Source organism: Rhizobium sp. ERR 1071 (assembly GCF_007828675.1).
In the GTDB taxonomy this organism is placed as follows: domain Bacteria; phylum Pseudomonadota; class Alphaproteobacteria; order Rhizobiales; family Rhizobiaceae; genus Rhizobium; species Rhizobium dioscoreae.
Genome location: NZ_VITM01000004.1, coordinates 289,374 through 301,711 on the forward strand (window position 1 = coordinate 289,374; position 12,338 = coordinate 301,711).

The 12,338-nt window shown below is 60.3% G+C and carries 10 protein-coding genes; 6 read left to right on the forward strand and 4 right to left on the reverse strand.

The window, feature by feature from the left end; all coding sequences use genetic code 11:
• Positions 1–51: 51 nt before the first annotated feature.
• On the forward strand, positions 52–966 hold the full coding sequence (locus FBZ99_RS16100) for a proline iminopeptidase-family hydrolase (protein WP_162748752.1): 915 nt from the start codon (positions 52–54) through the stop codon (positions 964–966).
• Between the two features lie 92 nt (positions 967–1,058).
• Here FBZ99_RS16100 and FBZ99_RS16105 read toward each other — a convergent pair whose 3' ends face one another.
• Together FBZ99_RS16105 and FBZ99_RS16110 are read right to left on the reverse strand one after the other, a co-directional pair.
• Positions 1,059–2,303: an amidohydrolase family protein gene (locus tag FBZ99_RS16105; protein WP_113389391.1), complete on the reverse strand. Its 1,245-nt coding sequence runs from the start codon at positions 2,301–2,303 to the stop codon at positions 1,059–1,061.
• Positions 2,300–3,820, reverse strand: a complete 1,521-nt coding sequence (locus FBZ99_RS16110) for a gamma-glutamyltransferase family protein (protein ID WP_442966487.1) — start codon at positions 3,818–3,820, stop codon at positions 2,300–2,302. The genes FBZ99_RS16105 and FBZ99_RS16110 overlap by 4 nt, the downstream gene beginning before the upstream one ends.
• A gap of 605 nt (positions 3,821–4,425) precedes the next feature.
• Between FBZ99_RS16110 and FBZ99_RS16115 the strand changes: the two genes are divergently transcribed.
• Positions 4,426–5,379 (forward strand): NAD-dependent epimerase/dehydratase family protein, encoded by a 954-nt coding sequence (locus FBZ99_RS16115; protein WP_145634005.1) that lies wholly within the window; start codon positions 4,426–4,428, stop codon positions 5,377–5,379.
• Positions 5,380–5,390: 11 nt separating this feature from the next.
• Here the strand turns inward: FBZ99_RS16115 and FBZ99_RS16120 are convergent, their stop codons facing one another.
• Positions 5,391–6,611, reverse strand: a complete 1,221-nt coding sequence (locus FBZ99_RS16120; RefSeq protein ID WP_145634007.1) for a TIGR03862 family flavoprotein — start codon at positions 6,609–6,611, stop codon at positions 5,391–5,393.
• 287 nt (positions 6,612–6,898) lie between these two features.
• On the opposite strand from FBZ99_RS16120, the gene FBZ99_RS16125 reads away from it, so the two are divergent.
• From FBZ99_RS16125 to FBZ99_RS16140, 4 genes are all read left to right on the forward strand, one after another.
• Positions 6,899–7,606, forward strand: coding sequence for a TetR/AcrR family transcriptional regulator (locus tag FBZ99_RS16125; RefSeq protein ID WP_113351026.1), 708 nt, complete (start codon positions 6,899–6,901; stop codon positions 7,604–7,606).
• A gap of 129 nt (positions 7,607–7,735) precedes the next feature.
• Entirely contained in the window at positions 7,736–8,893 is a 1,158-nt protein-coding gene (locus tag FBZ99_RS16130) for a Gfo/Idh/MocA family protein (RefSeq protein WP_113350510.1), read from the forward strand.
• 12 nt (positions 8,894–8,905) lie between these two features.
• Positions 8,906–10,081 carry a dihydrodipicolinate synthase family protein gene (locus FBZ99_RS16135; protein WP_113350509.1) on the forward strand — a complete coding sequence of 392 codons (1,176 nt, stop codon included), beginning with the start codon at positions 8,906–8,908 and terminating at the stop codon, positions 10,079–10,081.
• 25 nt (positions 10,082–10,106) lie between these two features.
• Entirely contained in the window at positions 10,107–10,931 is an 825-nt protein-coding gene (locus FBZ99_RS16140; protein WP_113350508.1) for a sugar phosphate isomerase/epimerase family protein, read from the forward strand.
• 79 nt (positions 10,932–11,010) lie between these two features.
• Here the strand turns inward: FBZ99_RS16140 and FBZ99_RS16145 are convergent, their stop codons facing one another.
• A complete protein-coding gene (locus FBZ99_RS16145) occupies positions 11,011–12,117 on the reverse strand; it encodes a branched-chain amino acid ABC transporter substrate-binding protein (protein ID WP_113329751.1) in 1,107 nt (368 codons plus the stop codon).
• Positions 12,118–12,338: the final 221 nt, after the last annotated feature.

Below are 12,338 nucleotides of genomic sequence, written 5' to 3' on the forward strand. Positions count from 1 at the left end.
CTGCCGTACCCGTTTCGGCCGCGTTATGGTCTGGTCCATCGAAGCCTGGAGATGGAGAGATACGTGGCCGCAATCCCGACGCAGGAAGCCTTTCTGCCCTTCCGTGAATACCGGACATGGTACCGCATCACCGGCTCGCTCGATTCCGGCAGGCTGCCGCTCGTCGTCGCCCATGGCGGGCCGGGCTGCACTCATGACTACGTCGACAGCTTCAAGGGCATTGCCGAAATCGATGGCCGCGCCGTCATCCACTATGATCAACTCGGCAATGGCAAGTCCACGCGCCTGCCGGAGAAAGGCCCCGACTTCTGGACGCCGGCGCTTTTCCTCGATGAGCTGGATGCGTTATTAAGGCATCTCGGCATTCAGGAGCGCTACGCCTTTCTCGGGCAATCCTGGGGCGGCATGCTGGGTGCCGAACATGCGGTGCGTCGACCAAAGGGTCTCAAGGCGCTCGTGATCGCCAATTCGCCGGCCAACATGCATACCTGGGTGGCGGAAGCGAACCGCCTTCGCGAGGAGCTGCCGCAGGAGGTGCAGGACACGCTGCTGAAGCACGAACGGGCTGGCACGATCACCGATCCGGAATATATCGCCGCTTCCCGCGTCTTTTACGATCGCCATGTCTGCCGTGTCGTGCCTTGGCCGGAGGAGGTTGCTCGCACCTTCGCCACCATGGACGAGGACAATACCGTCTACCGCAATATGAACGGCCCGACCGAGTTTCACGTCATCGGCACCATGAAGGATTGGACGATCGAAGACAGGCTTGCCCTTATCGAAGCACCGACCTTGCTGATTTCGGGCAAGTATGACGAGGCGACGCCGCTGGTGGTCAAGCCCTATGTCGATGGCGTGAGGGGTTGCGAGTGGGTGCTCTTTGAAAATTCGAGCCATATGCCGCATGTCGAAGAGAAGGATCTTTGCCTGAAGACGGTTTCAAGTTTCCTGGAGCGGCATGACTGATCGTTGGGCCTTAACAGTGTAGCTAATCCCGATGCCAGGCTCGCTTCTTCCGCGTGGACCAATCGGATTCCATAGCGGAATAGCGCGCTGTCCTAGATCGGTTTGTGGAGCATAGGGCGGCCGTTGTCGAAGCTCTTGCGCCCCTTTTTCCAGCCGGCAATCACTCGGGCAATCTCGCGCACGGCCGCACCGGGGCCGGCACTGTCGAGGAGCACGATCGTCGCTTCGTCGCCGGCCTGCAGACGCGTGCTGCCGTCGCGTTGGCCCGCTGCCATTCCGCTCACCATGTCGAAAGCCAGGCTCATATCTTCGTCACGCGAAAGCTGGGCGACATTGGCGTAAAGATTGGCCATGCGAATGAGCGAAGCGTCGCCATAGGGCGTGAAGGGATTGAGAATATTGTTGGTCGCGATGGAGGTGACGACCCCTCTTTTTGCGAGCAGATGGGCCGGCGCTACGCCACGTGGAATCAGCCGGTCTTGACCTCGGCCCATGAGGAACAAATCGGTCGCCGGAAGCACCGATAAAGCGATCCCTGCTTTTACCAGGTCGTTGGCAATGGCAAGAATCTGCGCCTGTGGCATGGCCGACAGATTGGTGACGTGGCCGATCGATACGCGGCCCTGCCAGCCATGACGGAGCGTCGCGTCAATCACGTCAGGCAGATCGGTTCGATCCGGATCGAGACTGAAATCGAGATGAAAGTCGACCGCGACATTGTGCTTTACGGCAAGGGCAAAAATCATGTCCACGTGCCGGCCGGGGGAGGGATCTGTATAGGGGCAGCCGCCGACCAGATCCGCACCATCGGCAAGTGCTGCGTCGAGCATATCGTATGTTTGGGGTTCGTTCGTAAGCCCGTCCTGGGCAAAGGCACAGATTTCGATGTCGATCGCGAAGGCATAATCCCGACGGAGACGCTTGATCGCTTCAAAGGAGCGGAAGCCCGCGCGCGGATCGATTTCGACGAAGGTGCGCATCCGCGTCGTGCCATGGGATATCGCTTTCTCCACGACGCGCGCAGCGCGCGAATAAACATCGGCTTCTTCGAAGCCTGCCTTCGCTTTGGCGACTTCCCGCACGGCCTCAGTCAGTGTCCCCTCGCACATTGCGCAACGATCGAGAATGCAGGCCTTGTCGAGATGAATGTGGGTATCGACAAATCCGCCAAAGGCGAAGCTTCCCCCGCCGTCTACGTTCGATACTGCGTCACATCGAATGCGGGGTTCGATGGCTGCAATCCGGTCATCCCGCACGCCGATGTCGACGAAATCGCCATCTTCTACAACACGGACATTTCGAATGATGAGATCGAACGGTTGGCCGTTGGCGCTCACAGCAGGATCGCGCCTCCGTCGCTCCGCGGATCATGCGCGCCGTCAATCGCCCCGTCTTCGCCGATGCGGATGATACCGGCTTGGCCCCCAAGTGGACTGAAGGCGTCGATGGTGGAGATCTCATGCCCCATGGCTGCGAGGGCAGAAACCGTTTCGGCGCCAATATTTTCCTCGATCTTTAAGCTATCCCGACTGTCGGAAAATGTGCGGCCGAGCAAGAAGCGCGGGCGTGCGAGTGCTGCAGCGGGATCAAGGCCGTGGTCGATCAGCAGGCTGAGCAGCAGCGACAGGGTCTGGGGTTGACCGTCCGCGCCCTGTGTGCCGTAGACCAGATGCGGACGCCCGTCCTTCAGCGCAAGGCCCGGGTTGAGCGTATAGAAAGGACGCTTTCCCGGTTGGATGCAATTGGGATTTACCGGATCGGTGCTGAAGGCCGCCCCTCTGTTTTGCCAGAGGAGGCCAGTGTCGCCGACCACTACGCCGCTGCCCCAGTCGAAATAGAGGCTTTGCAGCAGAGAGGCGCATCTTCCATTGGCATCCACGGCGGCAAGCAGCGCTGTATCGCCGTGTCGATAATCTTGTGGCCAAGGCAGGGCTCGTGCCGGATCGATCGCCGCAGCCTTGGCGGCAAGGCGCATTGGATCGAGGAGGTATTTCGAGGCGTCCTCGGCGAAACGAGGATCGGCGATCGCATGCCGATCGAGGAACGCCTGTTTCACGGCTTCGACCAGCGCATGATAATAGGCTGGACCGTCAGGTCGGAAATTCGCCATCGGCAGATGGTCGAGCACACCCATGATGGCGAGGGTGGTTATTCCTTGCGTCGGAGGGGGTGGAGCAAGAAGTATCGTGTCGCGATACGCCTTCTGGAGAGGAGCCGCGACATCAGTCCGCGTGGCAGCAAGATCTGCGGCCGAAAGAGGAGAGCCGGCCTCGGCAAGCCCGTTTACAATTCGACGGGCGAGAGCCCCCTCATAGAATTCGCGGGTGCCGTGACGCGCTATGGCTTTGAGCGTCTGCGCCAAGGCAGGCTGGTGCTGGATGCCGCCGGACTGGAAGAGCCCGGTAAAGCCCGGCCAGCCCTCCAGTTCATCGCGCCGGAATTCGTACCAGAAGGCTTGCGACCTGCTGACTTCGAAGCCGGCGTCCGCCAGTGCGATGGCGTCATCGAGAAGGGCCGGCAATCGCTCCGTGCCGCCCCATTCGTCGGCGGAATAGGCAAGCACTTTCTCCCAACTATCCACGAGGCAGGCCGTCGTCAGGGTAGAGGCTGCGCCCCGCAAAAGTATGTCTCCACGCGGAATGGCCGCAGCCGCCTGCCCGATGCCGAGGAAAGTCTGTGCATTGCCTATTTCGTCCGCCACCAGCCAGACAGCGTCACCGCCGAGCCCGCAGAAATGGGGGTAGGTTACCGATAGAGCAGCTCCGGCCGCGACCAGTGCCTCAATCGCATTGCCGCCGCGTCTGAGCACTTTCGCGCCTGCTTCGCTGGCCTGCCAATGCGGTGTCGCAATCATGGCGCGGGACGATGGCGAATTGGTTTGAGCGATCTGTCTGGTGGAGGGAATCATGAAATCAGCGGTCGCACTGATGGCGATGATGTCTTGTTCGGCATTGGTAAATCCTGGCGGCATGGTCTGGAAAACCGGACATGCAATACCGATGCCATAAGGCGACGCAGCCGGACGATCATGATTCAAGCCATTGTATCTATTCAGAATAAATCAGTTCCTTGTCGCCAAGGCGGCAAAGATGCCAAGGGCCGATCTTGCGTTCATGCCTCAGCGAGTGCCCAGGAATTCGCATGCTCGTGTATTGGTGATGGAAAAAGTGGCGGTTCAGCCCCCGATGCAGTCCGGAAGACGCCGCTGCCATTGGATGACGCGCTGGACTGTCTGCGAGTGCCACCCGCAATCTCGATCGCAGCGCACTACACCGCTGCCTGCGCCAAAGTGATGCTCGGATGCCTCCGTCACCGCCTCCAGCAATGAAGACGGTGATGAATGACTTTTTCAGCCATGAGAGGGGATGACAAAGCCGTTCGCTCTCCTATTCTCACGGAGCAGATCATTTCTTTGATATCGGCAGCCGCCGATTTCGATCTTGACCTTGGGAGGACATCATGACGCGCACGGTGATTATCGGTGCAACGGGCCATATCGGCACCTATCTCGTGCCGCGGCTCGTGGAAGCAGGGCATGAGGTCGTGGCGATCAGCCGCGGCCACGCCAAACCCTATTCGCCGAACAAAGCGTGGAATGATGTGGATATGCAGGCGATGGATCGCTCCGCCATGGAGAAGGAGGGCAGCTTCGGTCCAGCCATTCGCGCCTTGAAACCGGATATCGTCATCGACATGATCTGCTTCACGCTCGATAGCGCAAGGCATCTGACTGAGGCGCTCACCGATCATGTCGGCCATTTCCTGCATACGGGTACGATCTGGACACATGGATTTTCGACCGTGGTTCCGACGCCGGAAGAGGCGCCGAAGCGGCCCTTCGGCGACTATGGCATCCAGAAGGCGGCGATCGAAGCGCATCTGCTCGAGGAGGCGCGCCGCAGGGGATTTCCCGCAACCCTGATCCATCCCGGCCATATTGTCGGTCCAGGCTGGGAGCCTCTTAATCCCGCCGGGCATTTCAATCTGTCGGCGTTTTCGACATTGGCGCGCGGTGAAACCCTCGTCCTGCCGAATTTCGGCCTGGAGACAGTCCACCACGTTCATGCCGACGATGTCGCGCAAATGTTCATGGGCGCTATCGCCAATTGGCGGGCCTCGATAGGAGAGGCTTTCCATGCGGTTTCAAGCGGTGCGCTGACGCTTAGAGGCTATGCCGAAGCGATGTCGCGCTGGTTCGGACATGAGCCGAAGCTGGAATTCCTGCCCTATGAAGCATGGGCCGAAGGCCAGTCGGCGGAAGATGCGCAGGCGACCTGGGAGCACATTGCCAGAAGCCCGAATTGCTCGATTGCGAAGGCCGAGAGGCTGCTTGGATACCGGCCGCGCTATACGTCGCTGCAGGCCGTTCAGGAGGCGGTTACCTGGCTGATGGAGAATGGTCGGATCGGTTGAAAGGCCAGTCTTTAAGCCTGGTCAGTGGTTTTGAGCCAGGCATCCATGCCTTTTGCTGCAGCATGACCAGTCGCAAAGCAGGCCGTCAGAAGATAGCCGCCGGTCGGCGCTTCCCAATCGATCATTTCTCCGGCCGCGAACAGGCCGGGAAGTTTCTTCAGCATGTATCTCTCGTCGAGCTCATCCCAGCGAATGCCGCCGGCAGACGAGATGGCTTCGGCAATGGGCCTTGGCCTCAGCAACGGAATCGGCAGGGCTTTGATCAGGCGGGCAAGCGTTTCCGGATGCGAGAGAACGGCGGGCTCGGCAAGCTCGCGCAAAAGGCCCGCCTTGACGCCCTCGATGCCGGCGCCCTTGCGCAGGCGATTGGAGAAGCTGGCCTTTGGGTCCTGCCGCGCCAGATCGCGCGCCAAGCGCACCTCATTGCGTCCGGGCGCCAGATCGACAATGAGCGAAGCCTCGCCCATTTTTGCCAACCGGTCGCGCAACGAGGCGGCATGCGCATAAACCAGACTGCCCTCGATTCCCGTTTTCGAGATGACGAATTCGCCGGGAAAAGTCCCTTCTTCCGATGTTGCCGTCACGGATTTGAGGGGTTCGCCGGCAAAGCGCTCGCTGAAGGTCGCATTCCAGGTGACGTCGAAACCGCAATTGGCCGGCTGGAAGGCGGCGATATCGATGCCTTTGTCGCGAAGCCAGCTGACCCATGCCGCATCCGATCCGAGCCGGGCATAGCTTGCCCCGCCGAGTGCCAGCAGAACGGCGTCATGATGCACGAGCTCGCGCCCGTTCGGTGTTTCGAAGACCAGGCCGCCATCTTCGAAGCCGCACCAGCGATGCCGCGTCATGATGCTGACATTACGCGCCTCCAGCCCTGCCAGCCAGGCACGCAGCAGCGGCGAGGCCTTCATGACTTTTGGGAAGACGCGGCCGGACGAGCCGATGAAGGTTTCCGTTCCCAGGCCTTTCGCCCAGGCTCTGATGTCATCCGGTTGGAAATCGTCAAGCGCTGCGCGCAATCGGGACGAGGCGGCGCCGAAGCGGTTGGCAAAGACATCGTAATCTTCCGAATGCGTGATGTTGAGACCGGATTTTCCGGCCAGCAGAAACTTGCGCGCAACCGTCGGCATGGTGTCGTAGATCACGACGCGATGGCCAAGCCGCGATAAGGTCTCTGCCGCCATCAACCCGGCAGGGCCGCCGCCAATGATTGCAATTTGCTTTTTTGTCATACTCACCCGGTGCCGCTTGCCTACTGTTCTCTAGGGCCGGATGGGGGCCGAACGCAAGATCGCCGCCGTCCCGGTCCAATCTCACTGTCGTTGAGCCGGGTTACGGCAGCGCCGGAAATCCCACGTTTCCTCTCGTATCCCGTGCCATATCCACGTTTAAATCGATATAACCATATGGTTACTATTGCTTCTGATTCACCGGGGGCTGTCAACTTATGCGATGATCGGTTACTTATCGGCGTGAGGGTGGGCCGCATAAGCCTTACGAAATGCCGCCGGGAGCCATGATGTCAGAAGCCAAGACCGTGAAGCGCAGCGCAAGGAATGCAGGCCTTGCGAATGCAGAGAAAGCTCCCTCGCGCGCAGCTTCGGAACGGCCCCGTCTCAGGGATGCGGAACGCACCAGCAAGGCGATTTTGGCGGCCGCGACCAAGGAATTTGCCGAGCGCGGCTATGGCGGTGCTCGCGTCGATGCCATCGCCGAACGGGCGAAAATCAATAAGCGGATGCTCTATCACTATTTCGGCGGTAAGGATGCGCTCTACGTCGCCGTTCTGGAAGGCAGCTATATCGCCATCCGTTCGGCGGAAGCACGGCTCGATCTCTCGCATCGCTCCCCTGCAGACGGCTTGCGGGAGCTCGTCGTCTTCACCTGGCAATATTTTCTGGATCACCCGGAATTCCTAGGAATCCTCAGCACGGAAAACATGCATAAGGCCCGCTTCCTGAAGCGTTCGGCGCGCATTTTCGAGCTGCACTCGCCGCTGGTGTCGGAGATCTCCGGCTTGCTGGACCGCGGCGCGGCCGCGGGCGTATTCCGCAGCGGCTGCGATCCGGTGAAGATCTATATGAGCATCGCGGCCCTCGGCTCGTTCTTCCTGACGAACCGTTGGACGCTCTCGACGATCTTCCGTCGCAATCTCTCGGACAAGAGCGAAATCGACGCCTGGGGGGAGCATATCGTCGACGTGATTTTCGCCTATCTGCGTCCCTGAAATCTCCCGCGCAACAGACTCAGCAACGATAGACGATTGCCGCTGTGACCATTGACGATGGCCGTTGACAGCATGGCTTTGCCATGTCAGTTATGTAACTATATAGTTATTTACGGGAGGAAGAAACTCATGGCAACGAAGCCGATCGGCATCATCATGCACGGCATTACCGGCCGCATGGGCTATAACCAGCATCTCGTGCGTTCCATCCTGGCGATCCGCGAACAGGGCGGCGTTCTTTTATCGAACGGCGACAGGCTGATGCCGGAGCCGGTGCTTGTCGGCCGCAATGCTGAGAAGATCGAGGCGATTGCCCGCAAGCACGGTCTGTCCAAGACGACGACCGATCTCGATGCCGCTCTTGCCGATCCCAGCAATACGATCTTCTTCGATGCCGGTTCGACGCAGATGCGCGTCGAGCTTCTCGAGAAGGCGATTGCGGCCGGCAAGCATGTCTATTGCGAGAAGCCGATCTCGGAGACGCTGGAGGAGGCGCTCTCGGTTGCGGCTTCGGCAGAGCGTCGCGGCGTCAAGAACGGTGTCGTCCAGGACAAGCTCTTCCTGCCTGGCTTGCGCAAGATCGCCATGCTGCGCGATAGCGGCTTCTTCGGCAAGATTCTCTCCGTGCGCGGCGAATTCGGCTATTGGGTTTTCGAAGGCGATTGGGGCGTCAAGGCACAGCGCCCATCCTGGAACTATCGCAAAAAAGATGGCGGCGGCATGATCCTCGATATGTTGCCGCATTGGCGTTATGTGCTCGACAATCTCTTTGGTGAAGTCAAGTCGGTCAGCTGCCTCGGCGCCACACATATTCCAAGCCGCGTCGACGAGAACGGTAACACCTATGTCGCCGATGCTGACGATGCCGCCTATGCTACCTTCGAACTCGAGGGCGGCGTTATCGCCCATATCAACTCCTCCTGGGCGGTGCGTGTACGCCGCGACGATCTCGTCACCTTCCAGGTCGACGGCACCCATGGATCCGCCGTCTGCGGCCTGATGCGCTGCTGGACACAGCATCGCGTCAACACGCCGAAACCGGTCTGGAACCCCGATCAGCCGCAGCCAATCAATTTCTTCGATACCTGGGAAGAGGTGCCTGACACGCAAGCCTTCGACAATGGTTTCAAGGCGCAATGGGAGCAGTTCCTGTGCCATGTGGCCGAGGACGCGCCCTGGAAGTTCACGCTGCGCGAGGGCGCCAAGGGCGTGCAGCTGGCAGAGCTGGCACAGAAGAGCTGGGCGGAACGTCGCTGGGTCGACGTGCCTTCCCTTTCGGCCTGCTAGGAGGCTGATCTCATGGAGAGAAGCCTTCACTTGCCAAGGGCGGACGGCACGATCACTGCCTTCTCGCCCGTCAATGAGCCGTTGATCGCGCCTGTAAAACCGACGGGCGGCCATCACTTCAATCGCGTGGCCTATGCGGCGGCGCATGTCGTGGTCGATGCGCTTGCGGACAACGATCCCTGGCTTGACCGCAACATCGACTGGGAGCGCACGATCGCCTTCCGCGAATATCTCTGGGGTCTCGGCCTCGGCGTCGCGGAAGCGATGGATACCGCACAGCGCGGCATGGGACTCGACTGGACCGGCGCAAAGGAGCTGATCGCGCATGCGCAGTCGGCCGCCCGCGGCCGGCCGGATGCCGTGATCGCCTATGGCGCCGGGACTGATCATCTGCAGCCCGGTCCCGATGTCACGATCGATGATGTCATCCGCGCCTATGAGGAACAGGTCGCTTATGTCGAAGGACAGGGCGGCCGCGTCATTCTCATGGCGAGCCGGGCTCTGGCGGCAGTCGCCAAGAGCCCGGACGACTATGTCAGGGTCTACGACCGCATCCTCGGTCAGGTCAAAGAGCCCGTCATCATTCATTGGCTCGGCTCGATGTTCGATCCGGCCCTGGCGGGCTATTGGGGCTCGGCCGACGACATGCTGGCCATGAAGACGGCAACAGCGATCATCAATCAGAACGCAGCCAAGGTCGATGGCGTGAAGATTTCGCTGCTTTCGGCAGAGAAGGAAATCATCATGCGCCGCCGGCTCGATCCGTCGGTCAAGATGTATACCGGCGACGATTTCAACTACGCAGAACTGATCGCCGGTGACGAGCAGGGCTATTCGCATGCCCTGCTCGGCATCTTCGATGCCATCGCGCCGGCAGCGAGCGCAGCTCTCGCAAAGCTCGCTCAGAACGACCTCGACGCCTTCCACGCGATCCTGGCGCCGACCGTCCCGCTATCGCGCCATATCTTCAAGGCACCGACGCGCTTCTATAAGACAGGTGTCGTCTTCCTCGCCTATCTTAACGGCTTCCAGGACCATTTCCAGATGCTCGGCGGCCAGCAGAGCGCCCGCTCGATCCAGCATCTTTCGGAGCTGTTCCGTCTGGCGGACACGGCGCGCGTACTGCGTGATCCGGATCTCGCAGTCTATCGCATGAAGGCAATCCTTGCCACCATCGGCATCGACTAGCGGATAAGAATGGGGGAGGATCACGATGGCCGTAGAGGGTCTGTCCATCAATCTGGCGACGGTGCGCCAGCAATATGACATGCGCCAGGCGGTCGAAGCCTGCCTGAAGCAGGATATCGTCGCTATCGCGCCCTGGCGCGATCAGGTGCATAAGATCGGGCTTTCGGAGGCTGCTCGCATCGTCGCCGACAACAAGCTCAAAGTGACTGGCCTTTGCCGCGGCGGCATGTTTCCCGCGGCAAGCGCCGAGGGTAGGGCGGCTGCAATCGACGACAACAAGCGGGCGATCGACGAAGCGGCGGCGCTGAATGCCGATTGTCTCGTCCTTGTTGTCGGTGGCCTGCCGGAAGGATCGAGGGATATCACGCATGCCCGCGAGATGGTAGCGGACGGTATCGCGGCGATCCTGCCACATGCGCGCAGCGCCGGTATTCCGATCGCGATTGAGCCGTTGCATCCTATGTATGCGGCCGACCGCGCCTGCGTGAACACGCTGGAGCAGGCGCTCGACATCTGCGATCTCCTCGGCGAAGGCATTGGCGTCGCGATCGATGTCTACCATGTCTGGTGGGACCCGAAGCTTTATCAGCAGATCGCGCGCGCTGGCGCCGGTGGCCGCATCCTGGCGCATCACATCTGCGACTGGCTCGTGCCGACCACGGACCTGCTGCTCGATCGCGGCATGATGGGCGACGGTGTCATCGACTTGAAAGGCATCCGCGCCGAGATCGAAAAGGCCGGCTTCTTCGGCCTGCAGGAGGTCGAGATCTTCTCTCAGAATAATTGGTGGAAGCGCCCGGGTGAGGAGGTCCTCTCCACCTGCATCGAGCGTTTCCGCAGTGTTTGCTGAGTGGCAGTACCCAGGATCGATAACAAAAAACCGGACCAGCAAGTGGCCCGGCTCTTTTTCGAAGCGATGAGGTGACGGCTTACTCGGCCGAAACGATCTTGCCGCCTTCCCATTTGTAGAGCGAGAAGCTCTGCGAGGTCAGGTCGCCGGTTTCGCCGTAGGTGACCTTGCCGATGGCGGTGTCGATCGGTTCGCCTTTCTTCAGAGCGGTACCGACTGCTTCGGCATCGTCTGCCTTGCCGGCCTTCTCGATGCCGGCCTTCAACACCTGCACGGCAGCATAGGCGTTCAGCGTGAAGGCTTCGGCCGGGATGTTGCGCGCCTTGAGGGCGGCAACGGCGCTCTGCGAATCCGGGTTCTTCAACGCGTCAGACGCGTTGGTGAAGAGCGTGCCGGCAGCCGAATCGTTGGCGATCGCCCAATATTCGGTATTGGAAAGGCCGTCGCCGCCGATGATCTGCGCCTTGACGGAGATGTCGTGCAGCTGGCGGGCCAGCAGACCTGCTTCCGGATGATAGCCGCCGAAGTAGATCACGTCGACGCCGGCCTGCTTCAGCTTTGTCGTCAGAGCGCTGTAGTCTTTCTCGCCGGGGGTCAGCGAGTCATTGACGACCTCAGTGATGCCACCTTTGTTGATCGCAGCCTTGAAGGCGTCTGCCAGGCCCTTGCCGTAAGCGCCCTTATCGTTGAGGATGGCGATCTTCTTGTCCTTGAAGTTCTTCACGACATATTCGCCGGCGACGACGGCCTGCTGGTCATCTCGGCCGCAGGTGCGGAAGATGTTCGTGAGACCACGATTGGTCAGGTCCGGAGCGGTTGCGGTCGGCGTGACCATCAGGATGCCGTTTTCGGCCAGCGCGTCCGAAACCGGAATGGCAACACCCGAAGTGACCGGGCCGACGACGAAGCGGATGCTATCGCCGACAAAGCCGTTGGCGACGGATACGCCCTGCTTCGGATCGCCGGCATCGTCGCCGAGCTTCAGGATGAGCTTCTGGCCGAGAACGCCGCCGCTCTTGTTGATTTCGTCGATGGCGGTCTGTGCGCCATTCTTGACCTGCTCGCCATAGGCAGCGACGGGGCCGGTCAGCGGCGCGATGAGGCCGATGGTGATGTCCGCATGTGCGAGAGGTGCGAAGGCCAGCGAAGCGACGAAGGTCGCGGCCGTCAATGTCTTCAGACTCATGTTAGCTCTCCTTGGATGGGCGCGGCAGCGCCCTTTGAACCCGCTCGCAATCGCCTGTCTCGACGCGCAAACTGCCGTGAGGCGTTCTTTTTAAAGAGACAAAGCTGATATCGAAGCCGATGATCGCCTTCGGACATTTTTTGATCTCGAAAGCGCTCATGAGGGTATTTTGTGTAGGAATATTGCGACGATTCCGCAAGAAAATAACCGTCGCGAAGACA

Coding starts and splice junctions, on each gene's coding strand:
- FBZ99_RS16100 (WP_162748752.1), top strand. CDS start 52: ATGGAGAGATACGTGGCCGCAATCCCGACGCAGGAAGCCTTTCTGCCC.
- FBZ99_RS16110 (WP_442966487.1), bottom strand. CDS start 3,820: ATGATTGCGACACCGCATTGGCAGGCCAGCGAAGCAGGCGCGAAAGTG.
- FBZ99_RS16115 (WP_145634005.1), top strand. CDS start 4,426: ATGACGCGCACGGTGATTATCGGTGCAACGGGCCATATCGGCACCTAT.
- FBZ99_RS16120 (WP_145634007.1), bottom strand. CDS start 6,611: ATGACAAAAAAGCAAATTGCAATCATTGGCGGCGGCCCTGCCGGGTTG.
- FBZ99_RS16125 (WP_113351026.1), top strand. CDS start 6,899: ATGTCAGAAGCCAAGACCGTGAAGCGCAGCGCAAGGAATGCAGGCCTT.
- FBZ99_RS16130 (WP_113350510.1), top strand. CDS start 7,736: ATGGCAACGAAGCCGATCGGCATCATCATGCACGGCATTACCGGCCGC.
- FBZ99_RS16135 (WP_113350509.1), top strand. CDS start 8,906: ATGGAGAGAAGCCTTCACTTGCCAAGGGCGGACGGCACGATCACTGCC.
- FBZ99_RS16140 (WP_113350508.1), top strand. CDS start 10,107: ATGGCCGTAGAGGGTCTGTCCATCAATCTGGCGACGGTGCGCCAGCAA.
- FBZ99_RS16145 (WP_113329751.1), bottom strand. CDS start 12,117: ATGAGTCTGAAGACATTGACGGCCGCGACCTTCGTCGCTTCGCTGGCC.